Raw genomic sequence first — 25,923 nt, 5'->3', positions numbered from 1 at the left:
AAGTTGCCTCAGACACATCGGATTACTCGTTAACCACCAGAGGAAGGAACGCGGCACCCCCGTCTTGCCACTGATCGGACCAGAGCTTGTGAAGCTCACCAATCATGGGGGCGGGAATATGTGGAGTTCAGGGGTTTTTACGTCCGATACAAGACGTGCCGGATTTATGCCAGGCGTGGCGCCAATTGAATCAATACCGGCCGCGCCAGATGCCGACAAGGCAGCGGTAAAAACCTTGCTCAATGACATGCTGGAGGCAAAGCAGTCGGGCAAGACGCAGGCGATTCAGGATGCGCGCGACAAGTTGAATGCGCTGCGTGAGAAATTGGGAGGCGAGAAGCTCAAGGAGATTCTTAACAAGCTGATTGAGGACGCGTCCGGGCAGTTCCTTGAGCTTTTAAAGCGACTGCTGAAAGAGTGGTTTCCTGATGATGATACAGCCCCACCTGTCTCGCCATCGCCATCGCCATCGCCAAGGGGCGGCGGAGGTGGCAGCCGGGTAAACCCGGCGGATTTCGGTCCCCGCGAATCCATGAGCAACAAGCCGATTACCGAAGGCTCGAAACATTTCAACTACAAGCCCGACACCACCAATCCCGGGAAAAAGCCCGACAATATATGGAGCGGTTTCAGCCAGGGACCTGACGGCAATTGCGTCACCGTTTCTGCCATAAAAGCCGCCATGATGCGCTACGGCCAGAAACCGACGGATGTCTTCAAGGAGGTCAAGGAAACGAGCGCAGGCTATGACGTGACCATGCGAGATGGCTTCAAGCTGTCTTTGACCAGGAATGAAGTGCGGGAGGCTGCCACACACGCCCGTTTCAAGGGCGACGATCCTGCGATGATGACCGATGCCAACTTCATGTATGCCGCGAGTGCCAAGCGGGCACAAATGGAAAACAACGATGGTACGGCAGGGCGCAGCTTCATGGCCGCAATGAACAGCCTCAACGATGGAGAGTACTCTCGTGAAGGCCTGGATCGCTTGGGGCTGAGGGGGCTTTACAGGCCGGCGACGGATGCCGACTTGAGAAGCAGCAAAGTCGGTACAGTGGAATACGGCGGTCACTCGATGGCGGTGATCAACGGCCGCGTCGAGTTGTGGGGGCAGCGTGGTGGTGTGCCCAACTCGGGCATCGCAACCGTCCTGATCTAGCGACAGACTGGTTTTCTGCCAGGTAAAAGAAAACCCCTGATATACCCAACTGTTGCCTGGGTCTATCAGGGGTTTTTCGGTTCCGGCTATTCAAGCCCGGAACCACTTCATCTTATTGGCAAGCTTCGCAATCCGGCTCGTCAATCGCGCAGGCCTTTGGTACCGGCGCCGGGCCGGCAGGTGCGGCGAGTACCGAGTCATCACCGTGGTTGCCGCTGGAAACGGCGTTGAGCTTACCGGTGTTGATGGTCGACTTCTCGGTGCTGGTCGCGGCCAGGGCACGGAGGTAGTAGGTGGTTTTCAGGCCACGGTACCAAGCCATGCGGTAGGTCACGTCAAGTTTCTTGCCCGAGGCGCCGGCGATGTAGAGGTTCAGGGACTGCGCCTGGTCGATCCACTTCTGGCGACGGCTGGCGGCGTCAACGATCCACTTGGTGTCCACTTCGAACGCCGTCGCGTAGAGCTCTTTGAGCTCCTGCGGGATGCGCTCGATCTGCTGCACCGAACCGTCGTAGTACTTGAGGTCGTTGATCATCACCGAGTCCCACAGGCCGCGGGCTTTGAGGTCGCGGACCAGGTACGGGTTGATCACGGTGAATTCGCCCGACAGGTTCGATTTCACATACAGGTTCTGGTAGGTCGGTTCGATCGACTGCGATACGCCGGTGATGTTGGCGATGGTCGCGGTCGGTGCGATGGCCATGATGTTGGAGTTACGAATACCTTTCTGCACACGGGCACGTACCGGCGCCCAGTCCAGGGTTTCGTTGAGGTCAACGTCGATGTACTTCTGGCCGCGGGCTTCGATCAGGATCTGTTGCGAATCCAGCGGCAGGATGCCCTTGGACCACAGCGAACCCTGGAATGTCTCGTAGGCGCCGCGCTCGTCGGCCAGGTCGCAGGAAGCCTGGATCGCGTAGTAGCTGACCGCTTCCATGGACTTGTCGGCGAACTCGACGGCCGCATCGGAACCGTAAGGAATGTGCTGCAGGTACAGCGCGTCCTGGAAGCCCATGATGCCCAGGCCTACCGGACGGTGCTTGAAGTTGGAGTTCTGCGCCTGTGGCACCGAGTAGTAGTTGATGTCGATCACGTTATCGAGCATGCGTACGGCGGTGTTGACGGTGCGTTCCAGCTTCGCGGTGTCGAGCTTGCCGTTGACGATGTGGTTCGGCAGGTTGATCGAGCCCAGGTTGCAAACGGCGATCTCGTCCTTGTTGGTGTTCAAGGTGATCTCGGTGCACAGGTTCGAGCTGTGGACCACGCCAACGTGCTGCTGCGGGCTGCGCAGGTTGCATGGGTCTTTGAACGTCAGCCATGGGTGGCCGGTTTCAAACAGCATCGACAGCATTTTGCGCCACAGGTCTTTGGCCTGGATGGTCTTGAACAGCTTGATCTTGCCAGGGTACTGGGCCAGGGCCTCGTAGTACTCGTAGCGCTCTTCGAAGGCCTTGCCGGTCAGGTCGTGCAGGTCCGGGACTTCGGATGGCGAGAACAGGGTCCACTGGCCGTCATCGAAGACACGCTTCATGAACAGGTCAGGGATCCAGTTGGCGGTGTTCATGTCGTGGGTACGACGACGATCATCACCGGTGTTCTTGCGCAGCTCGATGAACTCTTCGATGTCCATGTGCCAGGTTTCCAGGTAGGCACACACAGCGCCTTTGCGCTTGCCACCCTGGTTCACGGCGACGGCGGTGTCGTTCACCACCTTCAGGAACGGTACGACGCCCTGAGATTTACCGTTGGTGCCCTTGATGTACGAACCCAGTGCACGCACCGGCGTCCAGTCGTTGCCCAGGCCGCCGGCGAATTTGGACAACATGGCGTTGTCGTGGATCGCGTGGTAGATGCCCGACAGGTCATCCGGCACGGTGGTCAGGTAGCAGCTCGACAGCTGTGGACGCAGGGTGCCGGCGTTGAACAGGGTCGGAGTCGACGACATGTAGTCGAAGGACGACAACAGGTTGTAGAACTCGATGGCACGGTCTTCTTTGTGCTTCTCTTCGATCGCCAGGCCCATGGCCACGCGCATGAAGAACACCTGCGGCAGTTCGAAACGGATACCGTCCTTGTGGATGAAGTAACGGTCGTACAGGGTTTGCAGGCCCAGGTAGGTGAACTGCTGGTCGCGCTCGTGGTTGATCGCCTTGCCGAGTTTTTCCAGGTCGAAGGTGGCCAGGATCGGGTTCAGCAGTTCGAATTCGATACCCTTGGCGATATAGGCAGGCAGGGCCTTGGCGTACAGGTCAGCCATCTCGTGGTGGGTGGCGCTGTCGGCCACGCCCAGGAAACCCAGGCCTTCGGCGCGCAGGGTGTCCATCAGCAGGCGCGCGGTCACGAACGAGTAGTTCGGCTCGCGTTCAACCAGGGTACGGGCGGTCATCACCAGGGCGGTGTTGACGTCGGTCAGGGCCACGCCGTCGTACAGGTTCTTCAGGGTTTCGCGCTGGATCAGGTCACCATCGACTTCTTCCAGGCCTTCGCAGGCCTCGGTGATGATGGTGTTCAGTCGGCCCAGGTCCAACGGTGCAAAGCTGCCATCGGCCAGGGTGATGCGGATCGACGGATGGGCTTGCACGGCTTCGGCGGCTGGCGCGTGTACGGCACGCTCCTTGGCACGGGAATCGCGGTAGATCACGTAGTCGCGGGCAACTTTCTGCTCGCCGGCACGCATCAGGGCCAGTTCGACCTGGTCCTGGATTTCTTCGATGTGGATCGTGCCGCCCGACGGCATGCGACGCTTGAAGGTCGCGGTCACTTGTTCGGTCAGGCGTGCGACGGTGTCGTGGATGCGCGACGAAGCGGCAGCGTTGCCGCCTTCAACTGCAAGAAACGCTTTGGTGATGGCGACGGTGATCTTGTCATCGGTGTAGGGAACGACAGTACCGTTACGCTTGATCACGCGCAGTTGGCCAGGTGCAGTGGCGGACAGATCCATATTCGAATCGGCGGCCTGCGGCACGGAGCCCTGCGGGTTCTCGCGAGTTGTGTCGGTTTGCATGGGGGGTTGTCTCCACGTTCTATATTTGATTGCGAGTGTCAGGCTCTTCCTGCAACACCCGTACCGTTTTCCATATCGGGGATGGGAAACAGCTGCCATCCGCGTGAGCGGTTTGGTCTACTGAAAATCTGTTGGTTCCACGCAGCGCCTAGCAATAAAGCGCTTGAATTTCGAGCCACTTGTGTGGTTAGGCGTCTTCTTCAAAAACCCTACATGTAGGGTCTTCTTCGGCGCCGAGGTACAAGATAATGCGTTTTGGAGGGGTTGGCAACGCAGTAACCTGTGGATAACGCTGTGGGTAAAATGTGTAAGAAAGGTGGAATAAGCGTGTAGGCCGCATAGCTGCTGGATTGCGCCGTTTGTCATTAAATATTTCCGGCTCAAAACAACGTGCCCCTTTTCGAAGGGCGCGAACCCTATCACAAAAAAACGCCATTACCGAATGGATTTCCCGGCTTGTGTTTGAGGCCCCGGGCGTGGCTACAATCGGCCTTTGTCATGCCCTCCAGACATGACAAACGGGGTGTGCCTGGCGAAGATCAACCGTCTGCGCACATTCGAGCCGCGTCCAAACAAGCACTTCTTATAACAATGAGGACTACGCATGCAGCAGGAAGCCTGGCAGGTATTGATCGTCGAGGATGACCACAGGCTCGCCGAGCTGACCCGCGAATACCTGGAGAGCAACGGCCTGCGGGTGTCGGTGGAGAACGACGGTGCCCTGGCAGCGGCGCGCATCATCGCCGAGCAACCGGACCTGGTGATCCTCGACCTGATGCTGCCGGGCGAGGACGGCCTGAGCATCTGCCGCAAGGTGCGCGAGCGCTATGATGGCGTGATCCTGATGCTGACGGCGCGTACCGATGACATGGACCAGGTGCTCGGCCTGGACATGGGCGCCGACGACTACGTATGCAAACCCGTGCGCCCGCGCTTGTTGCTGGCGCGTATCCAGGCGCTGTTGCGACGCAGCGAACCGGTGTTACCGGTGATGGTGGAAAACCAGCGCCGCCTGCAGTTCGGCCCACTGGTGGTCGACAGCGCCTTGCGTGAGGCCTGGCTGCACCAAAATGGGATCGAACTGACCAGTGCCGAGTTCGACCTGCTGTGGCTGCTGGTGGCGAACGCCGGGCGCATCCTGTCCCGCGAGGAAATCTTCATCGCCCTGCGCGGCGTCGGTTACGACGGCCAGGATCGCTCGATTGATGTGCGCATCTCGCGTATCAGGCCGAAGATCGGCGATGACCCGATCCACCCCCGCCTGATCAAGACCATCCGCAGCAAAGGCTACCTGTTCGTTCCCGAAGCCGCCGCCGATATGCCGCTGTGAACTCGATCTTCCTGCGCATCTACGGCGGCATGTGCGCCGCGCTGGTGCTGGTCGCGCTGCTGGGGGTGCTGGCGCTGCACCTGCTTAACGATGTACGCAGCGACCAATACCGTGAGCGCCTGGCCCACGGCACTTTCGCGCTGATGGGTGACAATCTGCAGCCCATGAGCGCCATCGAGCGTCAGCGCGCCCTGGCGGTGTGGGAGCGATTGCTGGGCATTCCCTTGCAGTTGCGCACCTTCACTGACGCGCAACTGGACCTGGGCCAGCGCAAGCGCCTGCAACGTGGCCAGGTGCTGGTGGAACAGACCGGCCCCCACGCCGCGCGCGTGCTGCGTCTGGTCAGCGAACAGGAGCAACTGGTGCTCACGGGCGAAGTGCAGCAGATCAGCGAGCAGCTGGCCCGCGCCACTATCTATTTGCTGGCCGACGAGCTGGTGCGCTTCCCGGTGGGCGAACAACCGCAACGTTTGGCTGAGCTCAAGCACGCGAAGGGCTTTGGTTTCGAAATGCACCTGATGACCCTCGACCAGGCTGACATGGACGAGGACCAGCGCCGTCGCGTCGCGGAAGGCGATACGGTGATGGCCCTGGGCAAGGGCGGCGACTCGATCCGCGTGTTTGCCGGCATGGTCGGTACGCCGTGGGTGCTGGAGATCGGTCCGCTGTACCAGATGAACCCGTACCCGGCGCAATGGCTGATCCTGATCACGCTGATAGGCCTGACCCTGATCGGTTTGATCGTCTACCTGTTGGTGCGTCAGCTTGAACGCCGGCTCAAGGGGTTGGAGGCAGCGGCCACGCGCATCGCCAAGGGCAACCTGGAGGTTCGCGTACCGGCCCGTGGCGCCGATTCGGTGGGGCGGCTGGCGGCAGCGTTCAACGGCATGGCCGAGCACTTGCAACAGTTGCTGGCGATCCAGCGTGAACTGGTGCGGGCGGTGTCCCACGAGCTGCGCACGCCGGTCGCGCGCCTGCGCTTCGGCCTGGAGATGATCGGCGACGCCACCACGGCCGAGGCGCGCCGCAAATACCTGGACGGCATGGACGGCGACATCCAGGACCTGGATGGCCTGGTGGACGAGATGCTCACTTACGCGCGCCTGGAGCAGGGCGCGCCGGCGCTGGACTTCCAGCGTGTGGACCTGGATGCGTTGCTCGATCAGGTGATCGGCGAATTATCGCCACTGCGCCCGCAGGTCAGCGTGACCCGGGGCATCTGCCTGTCATCGGCCGATTGGGAGGACGCCTGGGTCGATGCCGAGCCACGTTATCTGCATCGCGCGCTGCAAAACCTGGTCACCAATGCCATGCGCCATGCCAAGGGCCAGGTGCTGATCAGTTATCAGGTCGGGCAGGTGCGTTGCCGTATCGACGTGGAAGACGATGGCCCCGGCGTGCCGCAAAGCGCCTGGGAGCGTATCTTCACCCCGTTCCTGCGCCTGGACGACAGCCGCACCCGCGCCTCGGGCGGGCATGGCCTGGGCTTGTCCATCGTGCGGCGGATTATCCATTGGCATGGCGGGCGGGCGTTGATCAGCAAGAGCAACAACCTGGGCGGGGCGTGTTTCAGCCTGAGTTGGCCCAGGGATCAGGAGAAAGGCTGATATCGCTATCGGGGGCAAACCCCCTCCCACATTTGAAATGCGTTCCCCTGTGGGAGGGGGCTTGCCCCCGATAGCAGTCGATCAAGCCCCTACAGCCACCAGGCTCAACAACTGGTCCCCATCCACCGCAAACTGGCCAACCAGCTCCTTGCCATGACACCACTCAGCCGACAACTCGGTCAGCAACCTCAGCCGTATATGCCCGGCTTCGGTCCACTCCACCAGCTCAGCATGCTCAAAGTAAAAGCGCTTCTGCACGATCGGGTAGAGCGCCTTGAACACACTCTCCTTGGCCGAAAACGTCAGCGTCACCAGCAAGGCGATCTGCTCGCGCGGCAAGGTGGCCATTCGTTGCAATTCATCCGGCGTCAGAATCTCCCCGGCCAGGCGTTCCGCCCGCTCCAGCGTCAGTAGGTTTTCCAAGTCCATTCCGAGACCGCGCCACTGCGCCTTATGCCCGACAATCGCCGCGGCGTGCCCGTTGCTGTGGGTAATGGAACCACTGATGTGCCCAGGCCAGACCGGTGCGCGGTCGTCACCGATGGCCGGGATGCAGTCCAGATGATCGAGTCGTTGCAGCGCCTCGCGGGCGCACAAGCGGCCGGCAAGGAACTCCGCCTGGCGCTTGGCCACCGAGCGCTGAATGCTCGCGGGCGGTGGCACGGCGCTGCGCTGGAAGTCGCCGGGGTCAAGTAAAGTCGGATCGAATTGCGTGCTCAAGAACACCGTGCCCGGCAACGGAGCCGGCAGCGGCCAATGGGCATCGAATGGGGTGCAACAGGCGGGTAGGGACGTCATGCGCGACATTCTGCCGAGTTGGCGCGCCAGTGCATAGCCCGTTGCGGTTCAGCCTGGGTTCAGAGCCTGTTCAGGGGGAGTTCAGGGGCGTTTGCGTAGTGTGAGCGTCACAGCCTAAACGCGTACGAGGTAACGACCATGACTGCGATCAAGAAGCTGATGTTGGCGTTGACCATGCTCAGTGCCACCGCCGGCGCGCAAGCCAGCGATAGCACCTTTGCCGCATTTGACCGCGACAAGACCCGCAAACCCAGCAACCTGATCCACCGCGTCAGCTTCGAAGAGGTGAGTGTGCAGGCCGCGCCGTGGGGCCAGTCCCTGGACGTCGCCGCCCTTCAACCGGGCTACCGCAGCGGTTATGCGTCTGTGTCGGGCCACTACAATGGCATTAAACTGCGCCCGCAAGACTTGCAGGGCCGCTATGATATCCCTCGCTCGGACTGTTGAATCGCCTTGGAGAGCCTTATGAAATTGCTGGTGGTGGAAGATGAGGCGCTGTTGCGTCATCACCTGTTTACCCGCCTGACCGACAGCGGGCACGTCGTCGAGGCCGTGGCCAATGCCGAGGAAGCCCTGTACCAGACCGGCCAATTCAACCATGACCTGGCGATCGTCGACCTGGGCCTGCCCGGCATGGGTGGCCTGGACCTGATCCGGCAACTGCGCACCCAGGCCAAGACCTTTCCGATCCTGATCCTGACCGCCCGTGGCAACTGGCAGGACAAAGTCGAAGGCCTGGCCGCCGGTGCCGACGACTACGTGGTCAAACCGTTCCAGTTCGAAGAACTGGAGGCGCGGATGAACGCGTTGCTGCGCCGCTCCAGCGGCTTTACCCAGTCCACCATCGTCGCCGGGCCGCTGCTGCTGGACCTCAACCGCAAGCAAGCGTCGCTGGATGAACAGCCGCTGGCGCTGACCGCCTACGAATACCGGATCCTCGAATACCTGATGCGCCATCATCAGCAGGTGGTGGCCAAGGACCGCCTGATGGAACAGCTCTATCCTGACGACGACGAGCGCGATCCAAACGTCATCGAAGTGCTGGTCGGTCGCCTGCGCCGCAAGCTGGAAGGCCCGGCCGGGTTCAAGCCGATCGACACCGTGCGCGGCCTGGGCTACCTGTTCAATGAGCGCTGCCGTTGATTCGCTCGCTACGCGTGCGCCTGATGCTGGCCGCCGCCACCCTGGCGGTGCTGTTCATGCTCGGCTTGCTGCCCGCCATGCAGGGGGCGTTCAGCCTGGCGTTGCAGGATTCCATCGAGCAGCGCCTGGCGTCGGATGTCACCACCCTGATTTCCGCGGCACGCGTGGAAAACAACCGGCTGCTGATGCCGGCGCAGTTGCCCGATGAGCGTTTCAACCTGACCGATAGCCGCCTGCTCGGCTATATCTACGACCGCGAAGGCCACCTGGTGTGGCGCTCGCGGGCAACTCAGGAAGAAAACATCAACTACAAGCCGCGCTACGATGGGCGCGGCAACGAGTTCGCGCGCATTCGCGAGGCCAACGGCCAGGAATTTTTCGTCTACGATGTCGAGGTCCGCTTGCTGGGCGGCAAGAGTGCGGCCTTCAGCATTGTCGCCCTGCAACCGGTGCGCGAGTACCAGCTGACCCTCGAAGGCCTGCGCGAGAATCTCTACCTGGGGTTCGGCGCGGCGTTGCTGGTGCTGTTGACGTTACTGTGGCTTGGCCTGACCTGGGGCCTGCAGGCCCTGCGGCGCCTGAGCCAGGAACTGGACCAGATCGAAGGCGGCACCCGTGAAAGCCTCAGCGAGGAGCACCCCCGCGAACTGCTGCGCCTCACCGGTTCCCTCAATCGTTTGCTGCACAGCGAGCGCGAGCAGCGGGCACGCTACCGTGACTCTCTGGATGACTTGGCCCATAGCCTGAAAACCCCGCTGGCGGTGCTGCAGGGTGTGAGCGAAGACATGGCGCAACGCCCCGAAGAACGCAGCCAGGCCTGGGTGCTGCAGTCGCAGATCGAGCGCATGAGCCAGCAGATCGGCTATCAGTTGCAGCGCGCCAGCCTGCGCAAGAGCGGCCTGGTACGCCACCAGGTGCGCCTGGAGCCGGTGCTGCAAAGCCTGTGCGATACGTTGGACAAGGTTTACCGGGACAAGCGCGTCACCGTGTTCTTTGAGTTGCCGCAGGCATGCGACGTGCCCATCGAAAAAGGCGCGCTGCTCGAAATGCTCGGTAACCTGCTGGAAAACGCCTATCGCCTATGCCTGAGCAAAGTGCGCATCAGCCTGGTTGAAAACCTTGAAGGTACTGAGTTGTGCATCGAGGACGACGGCCCCGGCGTTCCACCGGACCAGCGCGCGCGGATTCTGCAACGGGGCGAACGGCTTGATCGCCAGCATCCGGGGCAGGGGATCGGACTGGCCGTGGTCAAGGACATCATCGAAAGCTATCACGCGCGGTTGACCTTGAGTGATTCAGCGCTGGGGGGCGCGGCATTCAGGATTCACTTTCCGGCCGTGTGATCGGTAGTGGCTGGGCTGGCCCTATCGGGAGCAAGCCCCCTCCCACACTTTAAAATTATTCACAATTTACGCGGTGTGAACCCAGTCAAATGTGGGAGGGGGCTCGCCCCCGATGAGGCCCTCACCGGCAACCCCCTTCTAACTCTCTTGCGCCCGATAGGCCCCAGGCGTCAGCCCCGTCCACTTCTTGAACGCCCGATGAAACGCCGACGGCTCGGAGAACCCCAGCTGTTCTGCAATCTCCTGCAACGACAAGTCCGCTCGCCCCAAGTGATAAATGGCGATGTCGCGTCGTAACTCATCCTTCAGCGCCTGAAAACTGGTGCCTTCCTCACGCAAATGCCGGCGCAGGGTCTGTGGGCTGATATGCAAATGCTGGGCGACGGCTTCCAGGTCGGGCCAGGGCGTGTGGTCGCGGCTCAGCAAGCGGCGCAACTGGCTGCTCAAGCTGTCGCCTTCATCCGGCCGCGATAGCAGGTCGGCGGGGGAGCGCTCGAGAAAGTGCTTGAGGGTGCGTTCGTCCTGCAACAGAGGCAGGCTCAAGTAGCGGGCCGGAAACACCAGGCTGCTGTTCGGTGCACCGAATACGAGGGAGCAGGGAAACAACAAGTCATATTCACCGGCGTGGGGCGGCATCGGGTAGCAGAAGGTGACCTGATGCAGCCGAATCCGCTGGCCGATCAACCAACTGCCCAGGCGATGCCAGATCACCAGCAGGCATTCACTGAGAAAGTGGTCCGGGTCCCACAAGGTCGCGTCGTCCAGGCTCAGGCGAACCATGTCGCCTTCTCTTGTCAGCTGCCAGCGCGGCCCGTGTGGGAATAGGCTATAAAACAATAAGCCGCGTTCCAGTGCCTTCTCCAGCGTGCGGCAATGGATCAGCGCATGACACATCATGGCGAAGGTGCCGCGCTTGCTCGGACCGTCGGCGAAGCCCAGGTATTCGTCATCCAGCGCCAGCCAGAGCAGTTGCAGCAACCGGGTAAATTGCTCCGGAGCGATACGCGCACGGGGTTCGTTCAACAGTTCCTGAGTGATACCCACCTGCTGCAGCAGGCCGCAGTAGTTGTAACCGGCTCGACGCGCACCGCCCAGTGCGGCGCGGGCGAAATGACTGGCGATGGTGCGTTCACGCATGACAGGGCCTCGTCCATGGAATGGCGGATGGTAGTCATCACCCTGCGAAGCGACAAGGCGGATATCCGCCAATTTCCAGGATACGATTGGGCTGCTCGGCGGAAAACCGCCACCTTGTCCGCGGTCAGAGGCGGGCTCTGGAAACCTTCGGGCCTGATGTCTAAAGGCCTTCAGCGTGTTTATCGCAAACTGGCACGGCGTTTGCGATAGGGATTACAGCGCAGGCGTATTCCTACACGTCTCGCAAACAACAAATCCCTCCAGTGCAGGAGGGTTCGCAATTCAAGTGTCGTGGGCAATGGCGGATATTTGCCACACGGGACGATTGAGGAATTTTGCAATGACGACTCGTCAGCCAATCTACAAATCCCTGTATTTCCAGGTGATCGTTGCAATCGTTATCGGTATCTTGCTCGGTCACTTCTACCCAGAGACCGGCGTGGCCCTCAAGCCACTGGGTGACGGCTTTATCAAGCTGATCAAAATGGTCATCGCCCCGATTATCTTCTGCACCGTGGTCAGCGGCATCGCTGGCATGCAAAGCATGAAATCGGTCGGCAAAACCGGCGGCTACGCGCTGCTGTATTTCGAAATCGTTTCCACCATCGCCCTGCTGATTGGCCTGGTCGTGGTCAACGTTGTGCAGCCGGGCGCCGGCATGCACATCGATGTTGCAACCCTGGACGCTTCCAAAGTCGCTGCCTACGTGACTGCCGGTAAAGACCAGAGCATCGTCGGCTTTATCCTCAACGTGATTCCTAACACCATCGTCGGCGCCTTCGCCAACGGCGACATCCTGCAAGTGCTGATGTTCTCGGTGATCTTCGGTTTCGCCCTGCATCGCCTGGGTGCCTACGGCAAGCCGGTGCTGGACTTCATCGATCGTTTCGCCCACGTGATGTTCAACATCATCAACATGATCATGAAGCTCGCGCCAATCGGTGCCCTGGGCGCCATGGCGTTCACCATCGGCGCCTACGGTGTGGGTTCGCTGGTGCAGTTGGGCCAGTTGATGATCTGCTTCTACATCACCTGCGTACTGTTCGTACTGGTGGTGCTGGGCGCCATCTGCCGCGCCCACGGTTTCAGCGTGGTCAAGCTGATCCGCTACATCCGTGAAGAGCTGCTGATCGTTCTCGGCACGTCGTCTTCCGAATCCGCACTGCCACGCATGCTGATCAAGATGGAGCGTCTGGGCGCGAAGAAATCCGTGGTCGGCCTGGTGATCCCAACCGGCTACTCGTTCAACCTGGACGGCACGTCGATCTACCTGACCATGGCGGCCGTGTTCATCGCCCAGGCGACCGACACCCACATGGACATCACCCACCAGATCACCTTGCTGCTGGTGCTGCTGCTGTCTTCCAAAGGCGCTGCGGGCGTGACGGGCAGTGGTTTCATCGTACTGGCTGCCACCCTGTCGGCCGTAGGCCACCTGCCGGTTGCCGGCCTGGCCCTGATCCTGGGTATCGACCGCTTCATGTCCGAAGCCCGTGCGCTGACCAACCTGGTGGGTAACGCCGTTGCCACCATCGTTGTGGCCAAGTGGGTCAACGAATTGGACACCGACAAGCTGCAGAGCGAACTGGCGTCCGGCGGTACCGGTATTTCCGACACCCGTCCGGAAGATGACCTGGGTGTGGCCGAAGGCCCTGCACCTGTGGTCAAGTAAGCCACTGATGGCGTGAACCTGCGCCGCTCAGTTATCCGCAAACGCCCCGACCTGTTCGGGGCGTTTGAGTTTCTGCCCGCTGACTTTCGGGCTTTTTGGTTTACATTAAGTGATTGATCCACCAAAGGCCCGGTGAAGACCTGTCTTCACAAGAGAGCCTCCTCAGCCTGAGCCAATCTGTGCGCACCGAACCGCGTGACCTCTTGCAACAGATTGCTCGCCCCTAACAATGCAATGAACAGGCGGGCGTGCCCATGATTACCCTGAAACTCAATGGTCAAGACCATCAACTGGACGTCACCGAGGATATGCCGCTGCTGTGGGCGATCCGCGATGTGGCGGGCTACAACGGCACCAAGTTCGGTTGTGGCATGGGCTTGTGCGGTGCCTGCACGATCCACATCGACGGTGCGCCCGCGCGCAGTTGCATCACCCCGATCGGCTCGGTCAAAGGCCAGGCCATCAGCACCATCGACAACCTGCACGCCGATCCTGTCGGCCAGGTGGTACAGCAAGCCTGGCTGGACACCGCCGTGGCCCAGTGCGGTTATTGCCAGGGTGGGCAGATCATGTCGGCCACCGCGCTGCTCAAGACCAACCCCAATCCCAGTGACGAACAGATTGAGGAGGCCATGGTCGGCAACATTTGCCGTTGCGGCACCTACAACCGAATCAAGACTGCGATCCGCCAGGCAGCCACTCACCTGGGAGCCAAGGCATGAGCCGGTTACCCGCTGATTTCGTGCTCGCTAACCTCAGCCGTCGCGGCTTTCTCAAAGGTGCGGGCGCCACCGGCGCGCTGGTGATCGCCGCCAGTTGGGGCTTGCCTGATGCGTTCGCCGCCGATGCGGTCAAACCGTACGGCGGCGATGCCATGCCCAATGGGCTGATCGACGACCCCAAGGTCTACGTCAGCATTGCCACCGACGGCACGGTGACTGTGATGTGCAACCGTTCGGAGATGGGGCAGGGCGTGCGCACCAGTCTCAGCCTGGTGGTGGCCGATGAGCTGGAAGCCGATTGGGCCAAGGTGAAGGTCCAGCAGGCGCCGGGTGATGAGGTGCGTTATGGCAACCAGGACACCGACGGTTCGCGCAGCATGCGCCACTGGTATGAGCCGATGCGCCGTTGCGGCGCCAGTGTGCGGGCGATGCTGGAGCAGGCCGCGGCCGAGCAGTGGAAGGTCCCGGTCAGCGAGTGCCGTGCGCAGTTGCACAAGGTGATCCACCAACCGAGCGGACGAGAGCTGGGCTATGGCGAGTTGGCCACTGCTGCCGGCGCGCTGGCCGTTCCCGCGCGCGACAGCCTGCGCCTCAAGCCGCCGGCGGAGTTTCGCTATATCGGCAAAGAAGGCGTCAAGGCCATCGATGGCGCCGATATCGTCAACGGCAGCGCCGTGTACGGTGCCGACGTGCATTTCGAGGGCATGCTCTACGCCACCATTGCACGGCCGCAGGTGTATGGCGGCAAGGTCAAATCCTTCGATGCCAGTGCGGCGATGAAAGTCCCGGGCGTGATCAAGGTGCTGGAAATCGAAAGCCGGCCGATCCCGTCCGAATTCCAGCCCCTGGGTGGCGTGGCCGTGGTGGCCAGTAATACCTGGGCGGCGATCAAGGGGCGCGACGCGCTGAAGATCGTGTGGGACGACGGCGTCAACGCCAGCTACAACTCCGTGGACTACCGCAAGCAACTGGAGGCCGCTGCCCGGCAGCCCGGTAAAGTGGTGCGTAACACCGGCACCCTTGACCAGGCCATGGGCGAGGCGGACAGCACCTTGGAGGCGGCCTACTACCTGCCGCACCTGGCGCAGTCGCCGATGGAGCCGATGGTCGCGGTCGCCCGTTTCGACAAGGGCCAGTGCGAAGCCTGGGCGCCGAGCCAGGCACCGCAAGTTACCCGCGAACGCATCGCCGAGCGCCTGGGTGTGCCCTTCGATAGCGTGACGGTGAACGTAACCCTGCTGGGCGGCGGTTTCGGGCGCAAGTCCAAGCCGGATTTCGTCATCGAAGCCGCCGTGCTGGCCAAGCAGTTTCCGGGCAAGGCCGTGCGCGTGCAGTGGACCCGTGAAGACGACATCCACAATTCCTATTTTCATACCGTGTCCGCCGAATACCTCAAGGCCGGCCTGAACAAAGACGGCCTGCCTGCTGCCTGGCTGCACCGTACGGTCGCGCCGAGCATCACGGCGCTGTTCGCACCGGGCATGAATCACGAAGCGGCGTTCGAGCTGGGCATGGGCTTTACCAACATGGCCTACGCCATTCCCAACGTGCGCCTGGAAAACCCTGAAGCATCGGCGCATACCCGCGTGGGCTGGTACCGCTCGGTGTCGAACATCCCTCACGGTTTTGCCATTCAGAGTTTCGTTGACGAGCTGGCGCACAAGGCCGGCCAGGACCCGTTGCAGTACCAGATCAAATTGCTCGGCCCGGACCGTCAGATCGATCCGAAAACCTTGAGCGACGAGTGGAACTACGGCGAATCCCCCGAGCGTTACCCGATCGACACCGCACGCCTGCGCGGCGTACTGGAAACCGCCGCCAAGGCCGCCGGCTGGGGGCGCAAGCTGCCCAAGGGGCGTGGGTTGGGTCTGGCGGTGCACTACAGCTTCGTCACCTATGTGGCGGCGGTGATCGAGGTGGAAGTCAAGGGTGACGGTACGCTGATCGTGCACAAGGCCGATATCGCCGTGGACTGCGGCCCGCAGATCAACCCGGAACGCATCCGCTCGCAGTTCGAGGGCGCGTGTGTCATGGGCTTGGGTAACACGGTGCTGGGCGAGATCAGTTTCAAGGACGGCAAGGTCCAGCAAGACAATTTCCATATGTACGAAGTGGCGCGCATGTCCCTGGCGCCCAAAGAAATCGCCGTGCACCTGGTGACGCCGGCAGGCGAAGTGCCGCTCGGCGGTGTCGGTGAACCCGGCGTACCGCCGATTGCGCCGGCGTTGTGCAACGCCATCTTCGCGGCGACCGGCCAGCGTATCCGCAGCCTGCCGATACGCTATCAGTTGCAGGGTTGGCAGGAGGCGAAGGCCTGATGGACAGTGTGGACCTGAATGTCTTGCGCAGCGTGCTCCAATGGCGCCGCGCCGGGCAACGCGTGATCCTGTACAGCGTGGTGCAGACCTGGGGCAGCGCGCCGCGCCCACCGGGGGCGATGCTGGCCTTGCGCGGCGACGGGGTGGTGATCGGCTCGGTGTCCGGCGGCTGCATCGAGGACGACTTGATCGCACGCTTGCAGGATGGCCGCTTGCCCGACGACGGCCCGCCCGTGCAATTGGTGACCTACGGCGTCACTCGCGATGAGGCGGCGCGTTTCGGTCTGCCCTGCGGCGGCACCCTGCGCCTGACCGAGGAGCGGGTGGACGACTGGGAGTGGGTCGAGCAATTGCTGGCACGCTGCGAGGATCATGAGATCGTTGCGCGGGAGCTGGACCTGGCCACTGGCAAAGTGACCCTGACTGCGGCGAGCAAGACCGATGGGGTGGTCTTTGACGAGCAACGCCTGCGCGCGATCTACGGGCCGCGCTGGCGCTTGCTGTTGATCGGCGCCGGGCAATTGTCGCGCTACGTAGCGGAAATGGCGCGCTTGCTCGACTTCGAAGTGCTGATCTGCGACCCACGTGAAGAATTTGTGTATGGCTGGGAGGAGCAGCACGGCCGCTTCGTGCCGGGCATGCCCGATGAAGCGGTGCTCAATATCCAGACCGACGAGCGCACGGCGATTGTCTGCCTGACCCACGACCCACGCCTGGATGACATGGCCTTACTCACCGCGTTGAATTCCAGCGCGTTCTACATTGGCGCCCTGGGATCGCGAGTCAACACGCAGAAACGCCGGGAAAACCTGGCCGCGCTGGGGTTGTCGGCGGATGCGATTGCGCGCTTGCATGGGCCAATCGGCTTGCACATCGGCAGCCATACGCCGGCGGAAATCGCGCTGTCGCTGATGGCGGAAATCGTCGCAATCAAGAACGGCGTGGCGCCTTTGCAGAAGAAGCCGCTGGCGGTGGTTGCCGAGTGACCATCACGGCGATCGTGCTGGCGGCGGGGCAGGGCAGTCGCTTTCGCGCCGAGGCTGGTGCGGACCGGGATAAATTGCTGGCCGATTGCGTCGGCCTGGACGGCGTGACGCGGCCGGTGATCGAGCAGGTATTGGTGAATCTGCCGGCCAGCGTGACGGAGCGCTGGGTGGTGACCTCGCCGGAGCGTGAAGCCGTCATTCGGTTGGCGCAGGCATATGGTTGCAAGGTCTTGCTGCTGCAGTCGGCCGGCATGGGCGACAGTATTGCAGCGGCGGTTGCGGCCAGTGCTGCTGCCCAGGGATGGTTGGTGGTGCTGGGAGACATGCCGTTTATTCGATCCACCAGCATCGAGCGGGTGATCGATGCGCTGGAGCCGGGTGGCATCAGCGTGCCGGTGCAGGCGGGTGAGTATGGGCATCCCGTGGCCTTTGACCGTGCGTTGGGCGCAGAGTTGATGGCGCTGACCGGGGATCGCGGCGCAAAACCACTGTTCGCGCGTGCTTGGGTGAGTGAAGTGCCGTTGGAGGATGGCGGCGTTCTGTGGGATGTGGACGTGCCACAACGCTTGAATTTCAATGCGCACTGAAAGGTGGGAAGGGCTTGCCATGGCTTTTGTAGGAGCGAGCTTGCTCGCGAAGAACTCAGGGCACTCGCGTTAATCCAGAATGAACGCGTTGCCTGAGCGTTTTTCGCGAGCAAGCTCGCTCCTACAGTGAAGCATCGTTACTTGTGACTATTGGCCATAAAAAAGCCCCGCCTGATCACTCAGGCGGGGCTTTTTAACGGCTGATGGAATCAGACGAGGGGTTTAGGCTCGTGCTCTGCTTCCAGGGCCTTTTGCTCCAGGGCCGCAGCAGCTGCAGCCGCCTCGGCTTCCTTGCGACGACGACGCACTTCACGTGGATCGTTCGGCGCACGGCCGTTCTCGGTCAGTGCGCTGGCCGGTGCGGTTCCAACCACTGGGGCAGCTTCTTCGGCTACCACAGGGGCTTCAACCACAGGGGCAGCTTCTTGGGCTACCACGGGGGCTTCAACCACTGGTGCAGGTTCCGCGACCGGCGTTGGCTCAGCCACTGGGGCAGCTTCTTCAACCACGACTTCGGCAACCGGAGCCGGCGCTTCTTCGACTACCGGGGCAGGCGCAGGCGCTTCAACCGGAGCGGCAGGTTCGGCGGTCCACTGGAAGGCGGTCTGTTCTTCGCGAACTTCACGCACGGCCGGGGCAGCTTCTTCAACAGCTGGGGCTTGAACAACCGCCTCAACCACTGGCTCAGGCTCGACCACTGGAGCAGGTTCAACGGCAACCGGTTCGGTTTGCGGTTGAGCGTCGCGAACCGGTGCCACTTCCACTTCCGGAACCTCTGGGGTTTCGATCGGGGTAGTCGCTTCCACCACTGGCGCTTCAACCACCGGAGTTTCGGCGACAGGCGCTTCTACTGCGGCGGTTTCCTCGACAGCAGCGGTTGCGCGCTCAGCCTGCTCATGAGCCTGGGCTTCAGCCGGTGCGCTGATGACCGTGCTGGCCACGGCGGCAGTCACGGCCAGGCCGGCAGCCAGTTCGTCGCCGGTCGGCTCGTGGTTGGCAGCTTCTGCGTTCTCGCCGGCTTCTTCCGAGCCTTCGATCACGTTGCCGTTGGCATCACGTTGACGCTCACGACGGTTGCTGCGACGACGCTGACCACGGGAGCGGCGGCGTGGACGATCGCCTTCGGCGTTGTCCTGACCGTCGTCCTGCAGTTGCTCTTCGCCGGTCAGCACTTCTTCTTCTTCACTGACGGCAGCGGCTTGCTCGGCACGCGGTTGACGCTCTTCACGCGGAGCACGTGGTTGACGCTCCTCACGTGGCGCGCGTTCTTCACGCGGCTGGCGAGCCGGGCGTTCTTCGGTGGTAGCAGCTGCGGCAGCGGCGACGGCAGGTGCGGCGTCCAGCGGCTCGCGCAGTTCACGCACACGCTCTTCACGCTCGCCACGCGGCTTGCGATCTTCACGTGGGGCGCGTGGAGTACGCGGTGCACGTTCTTCGCGAGGTGCGCGTTCTTCACGGGCTACGGTCGGGGTTTCTTCACGGGCTTCGCGAGGGGCACGTTCTTCACGTGGCGCACGCTCTTCACGCGCGGCACGTTCTTCGCGCGGCTTGCGCTCTTCGTCGCGACGACCGTTGCGGTTACGGCTCTGCTGACGACCGTTGCGACGCTCTTCGTTGCGCGCAGGGCGTTCGGTGGTGGTTTTTTCAACCACAACCGGAGCGACGGGCTCTTCCTTGGTGGCAAACAGGCTGACCAGCGATTTCACCAGGCCTTTGAACAGGCTTGGCTCAGGCATGGCGGCCGGCGCGGCAACCGGGGCGGCAACTTCGGTCGGGACCGGTGCGTTGGCGCGGGCCGGCGCGGTCTTCACGGCGGCTTCCTGGCGGACCAGGGTGCGGGTCGCAGCGGCTGGCTGGACTTCTTCGATTTCGGCAGCCGCGGCGGCGATTTCGTAGCTGGACTGGCCGCTGTGGGCTTCCGGGCTGTCATCGCGCAGGCGCTGCACTTCGAAGTGCGGTGTCTCGAGGTGATCGTTCGGCAGGATGACGATACGGGCACGGGTGCGCAGTTCGATCTTGGTGATCGAGTTGCGTTTTTCGTTGAGCAGGAACGCGGCCACCGGAATCGGCACTTGTGCGCGAACTTCGGCGGTGCGGTCTTTCAGGGCTTCTTCTTCGATCAGGCGCAGGATCGCCAGGGACAGCGATTCAACGTCACGGATGATGCCGGTGCCGTTGCAACGCGGGCAGACGATGCCGCTGCTTTCGCCCAGGGATGGACGCAGGCGCTGACGGGACATTTCCAGCAGGCCGAAGCGCGAGATGCGGCCGACTTGCACGCGGGCGCGGTCGGCTTCCAGGCATTCGCGGACTTTCTCTTCCACGGCGCGCTGGTTCTTGGCGGGGGTCATGTCGATGAAGTCGATCACGATCAGGCCGCCGATGTCACGCAGGCGCAGCTGGCGGGCGATTTCTTCAGCCGCTTCCAGGTTGGTCTGCAGGGCGGTTTCTTCGATGTCGCTACCCTTCGTGGCGCGCGCCGAGTTGATGTCGATGGACACCAGGGCTTCGGTCGGGTCGATCACGATGGAGCCGCCGGAAGGCAGTTCGACCACGCGCTGGAAAGCGGTCTCGATCTGGCTTTCGATCTGGAAGCGGTTGAACAGCGGAACGCTGTCTTCGTACAGCTTGATCTTGCTGGCGTACTGCGGCATTACCTGGCGGATGAAGGTCAGGGCTTCGTCCTGGGCTTCAACGCTGTCGATCAGCACTTCGCCGATGTCCTGGCGCAGGTAGTCGCGGATGGCGCGGATGATCACGTTGCTTTCCTGGTAGATCAGGAACGGCGCGGAACGATCCAGGGAGGCTTCTTTGATGGCGGTCCACAGTTGCAGCAGGTAGTCGAGGTCCCACTGCATTTCTTCGCTGCTGCGGCCTAAGCCTGCAGTGCGCACGATCAGGCCCATGTCGGCCGGTGCGATCAGGCCGTTGAGCGCTTCGCGCAGTTCGTTGCGCTCTTCGCCTTCGATGCGACGGGAAATGCCGCCGGCACGCGGGTTGTTCGGCATCAGCACCAGGTAACGGCCAGCCAGGCTGATGAAGGTGGTCAGGGCGGCGCCCTTGTTGCCACGTTCTTCTTTCTCGACCTGAACAATGACTTCCTGGCCTTCGCTCAGGACGTCCTTGATGTTCACGCGGCCTTCGGGGGCTTTCTTGAAGTATTCGCGGGAGATTTCTTTGAGGGGCAGGAAGCCGTGGCGCTCGGAGCCGAAATCGACAAAGGCAGCCTCAAGGCTTGGTTCGATGCGAGTAATACGGCCTTTATAGATGTTGGCCTTCTTTTGCTCGCGTGCACCGGATTCGATGTCCAGGTCGTAGAGGCGTTGGCCATCTACCAGTGCAACACGCAACTCTTCGGGTTGAGTTGCGTTAATCAGCATTCTTTTCATGTTGTACCGTCGGTTTCCGGGCTGCCGGAAACGGCGTTCGGCACACACGACTTCTCACGGTCGGTGTCAGGTGCGTCAAGAGTGGTTGGCCACTCCAGTGTCCAGCAATAACAGGCCAATTGGGCCGTATCGCGACGGACGCGTCCTGCTTGTTAGCGGTGGTGACAAAGGCACCACTTCAACAAAAGCTAAGGTCAGGAGGAGGAATCAACCGGCGACTGTGGACGAGATGAAGCGTCTAAATATAAGCCTAGTGCTACACGGTCCGACGGTTGTGCATCTCCACCCTACACGTATCCCTGATAATTCGGGTGCTGCCGCGCGCAGAATCCGCAGCGGGTTGGCATTTACCGTGTTCTCCAATGGGGAGTCCACGCTCATGGCTAAACAAGACTAGGTGTGGGCGGTTGCGCTCTCACTCAGCTCTTAACAGGCGTTGTTTCCGAAGCATTCGCCATGGTCTGGCTCAAGACTGACTGCACTTTGTGAACTGGCCGTAAATATCGGCGCGCAAGGCGAGTATTCACTCTGCTTTGCGCACTCGCTTCAGGCCTCATGTCACCTGCGCTTGTTACAATCTCAAGCCTTCCAAGGTGGCGAATGCCCCGTAGGACGGCCTCGCGTCCTGATGAATTGCGATGGTCAGGGCCGGCAGTTTGCCGCATGTCCTCTGTCCAGGCCGCTTTTGACGGCGTTCGCGACTATAGCAGCAATGATTAAGTGCTTCAATTCCATAAAAAATTGTTATCATCGCCGCCATGACGACTACCGCCCCCCCGACCCCCAGCGTCCAGCTGCTTGAGGTCTCGCCGGAATATGCCGGCCAACGCATCGACAATTTTCTCCTGGCCAGGCTCAAGGGCGTGCCCAAGACCTTGATTTACCGCATCTTGCGCAAAGGCGAAGTGCGCGTGAACAAGGGCCGGATCAAGCCTGAGTACAAGCTGCAGGCGGGCGATATCGTCCGTGTGCCGCCAGTGCGCGTGCCTGAGCGCGACGAGCCGGTGCCGCTGGCCCAGGGGCTGCTGCAGCGCCTGGAAGCCTCGATTGTCTTCGAAGACAACAAGCTGATCGTGATCAACAAGCCCTGTGGCATTGCGGTTCATGGCGGCAGCGGCTTGAATTTCGGTGTGATCGAAGCCTTTCGTCAATTGCGCCCGGATGCCAAGGAGCTGGAGCTGGTCCATCGACTGGACCGCGACACCTCCGGCCTGCTGATGATCGCCAAGAAACGCAGCATGCTGCGCCACCTGCACACCGCACTGCGTGGCGACGGTGTGGACAAGCGCTACATGGCGCTGGTGCGTGGCAACTGGGCCAGCTCCATCAAGAGCGTTCGCGCGCCGTTGCAGAAGAGCAACCTGCGCTCCGGTGAACGCATGGTGGAGGTCGATGAGGAGGGTAAAGAAGCCCTGACGCTGTTCAAGGTGCTGCGCCGCTTCGGCGACTTCGCCACCATGGTCGAGGCCAAGCCGGTCACCGGGCGTACCCATCAGATTCGCGTGCACACCTTGCATGCGGGCCACTGCATCGCTGGCGACACCAAATACGGCGACGAGGATTTCTCCAAGGAAATTCGCGACCTGGGCGGCAAGCGCCTGTTCCTGCATGCGTACATGCTGACGGTGCCGCTGCCCGATGGTGGCGAACTCAAGCTACAGGCGCCAGTCGATGAGATGTGGGCCAAGACCGTGGAGCGTTTGAGTGTCGCACCGTGACTACAAGCTGCTGATTTTCGATTGGGACGGGACGCTGTCCGACTCCGTAGGGCGGATTGTCGAATCGATGCACATGGCGTCGACCCTTTGCGGCTTCGAGTTGTGCACTGATCAGGCGATCAAGGGCATTATCGGCTTGAGCTTGTCCGAGGCCATCCGCACCTTGTACCCGCAGATCAATGATCAGCAACTGATCGCGTTTCGACAGCACTACGCGGACCACTACATCGCCCTGGAAGCCGAGCCTTCACCCTTGTTTGACGGTGTGAGGCAATCGCTTGAGGCGTTCCGCGCCCAGGGCTATTACCTCGCCGTGGCTACCGGCAAGGCCCGTCGCGGGCTGGACCGCGTGCTCAAGGCCCATGGCTGGGATGATTATTTCGACATTACCCGTGCCGCGGATGAAACCGCCGGCAAACCCCATCCTCTGATGCTGGAGCAGATCCTGGCTCACTGCGGTGTAGCGCCACGCCAGGCATTGATGGTGGGTGATGCGTCGTTCGATCTGATGATGGCTCGCAATGCCGGTATGGACAGCGTCGCGGTCAGTTATGGCGCCCAGGCGGCTGAAGCCTTGCAGCAATACGGGCCCAAGATGACGATCGACCATTTTTCTGAACTGCAGGCCTGGCTCGGTCGGGCTCAATAAGTCTTTGCTGGGGTTGATGGCATGAGTGACGAGTGGAAAGCGCCTGAAAAGGCCGACAGCGGCGACGACAAGAGTTGGAAGTTGCTGGAAAAGACCTTGCTGGCCAGCGTGCAGGAGCAGCGTCGCTCGCGGCGTTGGGGGATTTTCTTCAAGCTGCTGACCTTTGTTTACCTGCTGGGCATGCTGGCGTTGTTCAGCCCGCTGATGGACGTGGAAAAAAGCGCCACCCGTGGCAGCCACTACACCGCCCTGATCGAAGTGCGTGGGGTGATTGCCGACAAGGAGCCCGCCAGTGCCGACAATATCGTCAGCAGCTTGCGTGCCGCGTTCGAGGATTCCAAGGTCAAGGCGGTGATCCTGCGCATCAATAGCCCGGGCGGCAGTCCGGTGCAGTCTGGTTATGTGTATGACGAGATTCGCCGTCTGCGCGCCCTGCATCCCGATACCAGGCTTTATGCGGTGATTTCGGACCTGGGGGCTTCGGGTGCCTATTACATCGCCAGCGCTGCTGACCAGATCTACGCGGACAAGGCCAGCCTGGTGGGTTCCATTGGCGTGACGGCGGCCGGCTACGGCTTTGTCGGTACCATGGAGAAGCTGGGTGTGGAGCGTCGCACCTACACGTCGGGCGAGCATAAGGCATTCCTCGACCCGTTCCAGCCGCAAAAGGCAGATGAAACCCAGTTCTGGCAGAGCGTGCTTGACACTACCCATCGACAGTTCATTGCCAGCGTCAAGCAGGGGCGTGGTGATCGGTTGAAAGACAAGGAGCATCCGGAGCTGTTCTCCGGGCTCGTGTGGTCGGGCGAGCAGGCATTGCCGCTGGGCCTGATCGACGGCCTGGGCAGTGCCAGCTCGGTGGCGCGGGACGTGGTCGGCGAGAAGGAGCTGGTAGACTTCACCGTCGAAGAGTCGCCGTTTGACCGCTTCTCCAAGAAGCTCGGTGCCAGCGTGGCGGAGAAACTGGCCTTGTATATGGGCTTCCAGGGCCCGAGCCTGCGCTGACATCCCGGGCTGGATGCAGCTCAAAATGTGGGAGGGGGCTTGCCCCCGATGGCGGTGTATCAGTCACAGATAAGCTGGCTGATCCACTGCTATCGGGGCGAGCCCCCTCCCACATTCGGATTTGTGGTGTTCCTAGGGGATATGCACACCTTCCGTCAGCAGCATATCCACCAGGCGGATCAGCGGCAGGCCCACAAGGCTGGTGGCATCCGGCCCTTCGGTGCTCTGGAACAGGCTTACGCCCAACCCCTCGGCCTTGAAGCTGCCGGCGCAGTCGTACGGCTGCTCGGTGCGCAGGTAGCGCTCGATGCGTTCTGCATCCAGCTCGCGCATGTGCACGGTAAAGGGTACGCAGTCGACCTGGCAGTGGCCGGTCTGGCTATTGAGCAGTGCCAGGCCGGTGAGGAAGCTGACCCGCTTGCCACTGGCCGCCAGCAGTTGCGCGCGGGCGTTCTCGAAAGTGTGGGGTTTGCCGATGATCCGGCCCTCGAGTGCCGCGACCTGGTCGGAGCCGATGATCAAATGCCCTGGATGGCTGCCGGCAAGTGCGCGGGCTTTCTGTTCTGCCAGGCGCTTGACCAGCGCCACGGCAGATTCATCCGCACGGTGACTTTCGTCGATATCCGGCGAGCTGCAGGTGAATGGCAGATGCAGGCGGCTCAACAATTGCCGGCGATAAACCGAGCTGGATGCGAGTAATAAAGGCAGCATATACGTCTCCTCGGAACAGCCGCAGATTCTAGCGGCGTGACCGGCTGACGCACAGGGCTGAATTTCCTTTGACATGGCCGGGTGCATCCCTATAATGCTGCGCCTATGTTGAATGACCCGATTCCACCTCACGTTGACCCGCGCAAATTGGCTGATCGTGGCACCTCCCTTCAAGGTGAGTTGCTGCTGGCCGATTTGGAGAGACTCTGCGACCCGCTTTCCGACACTGTCGGTACGGTCCAGGCTAAATTCGTTTTTGAACGAGATGAACGTAAATCTGTGGTGATCCACAGCGTTATCGACACCGAAGTCAAAATGGTTTGCCAGCGTTGTCTTGAGCTGGTCACCCTGCCGATCCACAGCGAGTGCAGTTATGCTGTGGTGAAGGAGGGTGCGAATACCCAGTCGTTGCCGAAAGGTTATGACGTGCTGGAACTGGGCGAAGATCCTTTGGATCTGCATGCACTGATCGAGGAGGAGCTTTTGCTCGCCTTGCCCATTGTGCCTGCTCATCATCCGGAAGAATGCCAGCAGCCGGCGGGCCTCGATGACGAGCCCGAACCGAGCGAGGACGAGGTAACGCGGTCCAACCCGTTCAGTGTATTGGCGCAGTTAAAGCGTGACCCAAACGTTTAGGAGTTAATC

Annotated in this window: 20 protein-coding genes; 15 read left to right on the top strand and 5 right to left on the bottom strand. The window is 61.6% G+C overall.

The window, feature by feature from the left end:
* The first annotated feature begins 166 nt into the window (after positions 1-166).
* The gene (locus SC318_RS20005; protein WP_320431267.1) at positions 167-1,159 is read left to right on the top strand and encodes a hypothetical protein; all 993 of its coding nucleotides are present in this window, start codon (positions 167-169) and stop codon (positions 1,157-1,159) included.
* Positions 1,160-1,271: 112 nt separating this feature from the next.
* On the opposite strand, the gene SC318_RS20000 is transcribed toward SC318_RS20005, so the two are convergent.
* Positions 1,272-4,163 (bottom strand): ribonucleoside-diphosphate reductase subunit alpha, encoded by a 2,892-nt coding sequence (locus SC318_RS20000; protein WP_320428186.1) that lies wholly within the window; start codon positions 4,161-4,163, stop codon positions 1,272-1,274.
* Positions 4,164-4,767: 604 nt separating this feature from the next.
* Between SC318_RS20000 and SC318_RS19995 the strand changes: the two genes are divergently transcribed.
* Positions 4,768-5,493, top strand: coding sequence for a response regulator (locus tag SC318_RS19995; RefSeq protein ID WP_320428185.1), 726 nt, complete (start codon positions 4,768-4,770; stop codon positions 5,491-5,493).
* The gene (locus tag SC318_RS19990; protein ID WP_320428184.1) at positions 5,490-7,100 is read left to right on the top strand and encodes an ATP-binding protein; all 1,611 of its coding nucleotides are present in this window, start codon (positions 5,490-5,492) and stop codon (positions 7,098-7,100) included. Before SC318_RS19995 ends, SC318_RS19990 begins: the two co-directional genes overlap by 4 nt.
* Positions 7,101-7,181: 81 nt before the next feature.
* Here SC318_RS19990 and SC318_RS19985 read toward each other — a convergent pair whose 3' ends face one another.
* Complete coding sequence (locus SC318_RS19985; protein WP_320428183.1) at positions 7,182-7,898, bottom strand: 4'-phosphopantetheinyl transferase family protein; 717 nt, start codon at positions 7,896-7,898, stop codon at positions 7,182-7,184.
* A gap of 138 nt (positions 7,899-8,036) precedes the next feature.
* Here SC318_RS19985 and SC318_RS19980 point away from each other — a divergent pair, with 138 nt between their 5' ends.
* The 3 genes from SC318_RS19980 to SC318_RS19970 are packed head-to-tail and all read left to right on the top strand — an operon-like array spanning position 8,037 to position 10,384.
* Positions 8,037-8,345 carry a hypothetical protein gene (locus SC318_RS19980; RefSeq protein WP_320428182.1) on the top strand — a complete coding sequence of 103 codons (309 nt, stop codon included), beginning with the start codon at positions 8,037-8,039 and terminating at the stop codon, positions 8,343-8,345.
* Between the two features lie 18 nt (positions 8,346-8,363).
* A complete protein-coding gene (locus SC318_RS19975) occupies positions 8,364-9,041 on the top strand; it encodes a response regulator (protein WP_306494277.1) in 678 nt (225 codons plus the stop codon).
* A complete protein-coding gene (locus tag SC318_RS19970) occupies positions 9,038-10,384 on the top strand; it encodes an ATP-binding protein (RefSeq protein ID WP_320428181.1) in 1,347 nt (448 codons plus the stop codon). Before SC318_RS19975 ends, SC318_RS19970 begins: the two co-directional genes overlap by 4 nt.
* A gap of 138 nt (positions 10,385-10,522) precedes the next feature.
* On the opposite strand, the gene SC318_RS19965 is transcribed toward SC318_RS19970, so the two are convergent.
* Complete coding sequence (locus SC318_RS19965; protein WP_320428180.1) at positions 10,523-11,521, bottom strand: AraC family transcriptional regulator; 999 nt, start codon at positions 11,519-11,521, stop codon at positions 10,523-10,525.
* Between the two features lie 340 nt (positions 11,522-11,861).
* Here SC318_RS19965 and SC318_RS19960 point away from each other — a divergent pair, with 340 nt between their 5' ends.
* The 5 genes from SC318_RS19960 to SC318_RS19940 all read left to right on the top strand — a co-directional run bounded on the left by SC318_RS19960 (position 11,862) and on the right by SC318_RS19940 (position 17,806).
* On the top strand, positions 11,862-13,193 hold the full coding sequence (locus SC318_RS19960) for a dicarboxylate/amino acid:cation symporter (protein ID WP_306494274.1): 1,332 nt from the start codon (positions 11,862-11,864) through the stop codon (positions 13,191-13,193).
* A 254-nt stretch (positions 13,194-13,447) separates the two neighbouring features.
* Positions 13,448-13,915: a (2Fe-2S)-binding protein gene (locus SC318_RS19955; protein ID WP_320428179.1), complete on the top strand. Its 468-nt coding sequence runs from the start codon at positions 13,448-13,450 to the stop codon at positions 13,913-13,915.
* Positions 13,912-16,233: a xanthine dehydrogenase family protein molybdopterin-binding subunit gene (locus SC318_RS19950; protein ID WP_320428178.1), complete on the top strand. Its 2,322-nt coding sequence runs from the start codon at positions 13,912-13,914 to the stop codon at positions 16,231-16,233. The genes SC318_RS19955 and SC318_RS19950 overlap by 4 nt, the downstream gene beginning before the upstream one ends.
* Positions 16,233-17,219 carry an XdhC family protein gene (locus SC318_RS19945; protein ID WP_320428177.1) on the top strand — a complete coding sequence of 329 codons (987 nt, stop codon included), beginning with the start codon at positions 16,233-16,235 and terminating at the stop codon, positions 17,217-17,219. Before SC318_RS19950 ends, SC318_RS19945 begins: the two co-directional genes overlap by 1 nt.
* Positions 17,216-17,806: a nucleotidyltransferase family protein gene (locus SC318_RS19940; protein WP_320428176.1), complete on the top strand. Its 591-nt coding sequence runs from the start codon at positions 17,216-17,218 to the stop codon at positions 17,804-17,806. The genes SC318_RS19945 and SC318_RS19940 overlap by 4 nt, the downstream gene beginning before the upstream one ends.
* Before the next feature lie 209 nt (positions 17,807-18,015).
* Here the strand turns inward: SC318_RS19940 and rne are convergent, their stop codons facing one another.
* Positions 18,016-21,186, bottom strand: a complete 3,171-nt coding sequence (gene rne, locus SC318_RS19935) for a ribonuclease E (protein ID WP_320428175.1) — start codon at positions 21,184-21,186, stop codon at positions 18,016-18,018.
* 767 nt (positions 21,187-21,953) lie between these two features.
* Here rne and rluC point away from each other — a divergent pair.
* The 3 genes from rluC to SC318_RS19920 are packed head-to-tail and all read left to right on the top strand — an operon-like array spanning position 21,954 to position 24,567.
* Positions 21,954-22,913 carry a 23S rRNA pseudouridine(955/2504/2580) synthase RluC gene (gene rluC, locus SC318_RS19930; protein WP_320428174.1) on the top strand — a complete coding sequence of 320 codons (960 nt, stop codon included), beginning with the start codon at positions 21,954-21,956 and terminating at the stop codon, positions 22,911-22,913.
* On the top strand, positions 22,900-23,562 hold the full coding sequence (locus SC318_RS19925; RefSeq protein ID WP_320428173.1) for an HAD-IA family hydrolase: 663 nt from the start codon (positions 22,900-22,902) through the stop codon (positions 23,560-23,562). Before rluC ends, SC318_RS19925 begins: the two co-directional genes overlap by 14 nt.
* 21 nt (positions 23,563-23,583) lie before the next feature.
* Entirely contained in the window at positions 23,584-24,567 is a 984-nt protein-coding gene (locus SC318_RS19920) for a S49 family peptidase (protein ID WP_320428172.1), read from the top strand.
* Between the two features lie 132 nt (positions 24,568-24,699).
* Here the strand turns inward: SC318_RS19920 and SC318_RS19915 are convergent, their stop codons facing one another.
* Positions 24,700-25,278, bottom strand: coding sequence for a Maf family protein (locus SC318_RS19915; protein ID WP_320428171.1), 579 nt, complete (start codon positions 25,276-25,278; stop codon positions 24,700-24,702).
* A gap of 105 nt (positions 25,279-25,383) precedes the next feature.
* Here SC318_RS19915 and SC318_RS19910 point away from each other — a divergent pair, with 105 nt between their 5' ends.
* The gene (locus SC318_RS19910; RefSeq protein WP_306494264.1) at positions 25,384-25,914 is read left to right on the top strand and encodes a YceD family protein; all 531 of its coding nucleotides are present in this window, start codon (positions 25,384-25,386) and stop codon (positions 25,912-25,914) included.
* The last annotated feature ends 9 nt before the right edge of the window (positions 25,915-25,923 follow it).

Source organism: Pseudomonas sp. MUP55, from assembly GCF_034043515.1.
Lineage (GTDB): Bacteria > Pseudomonadota > Gammaproteobacteria > Pseudomonadales > Pseudomonadaceae > Aquipseudomonas.
The sequence above is the reverse complement of the archived record's forward strand: the minus strand, read 5'-3'. Positions and strand labels throughout refer to the sequence as shown.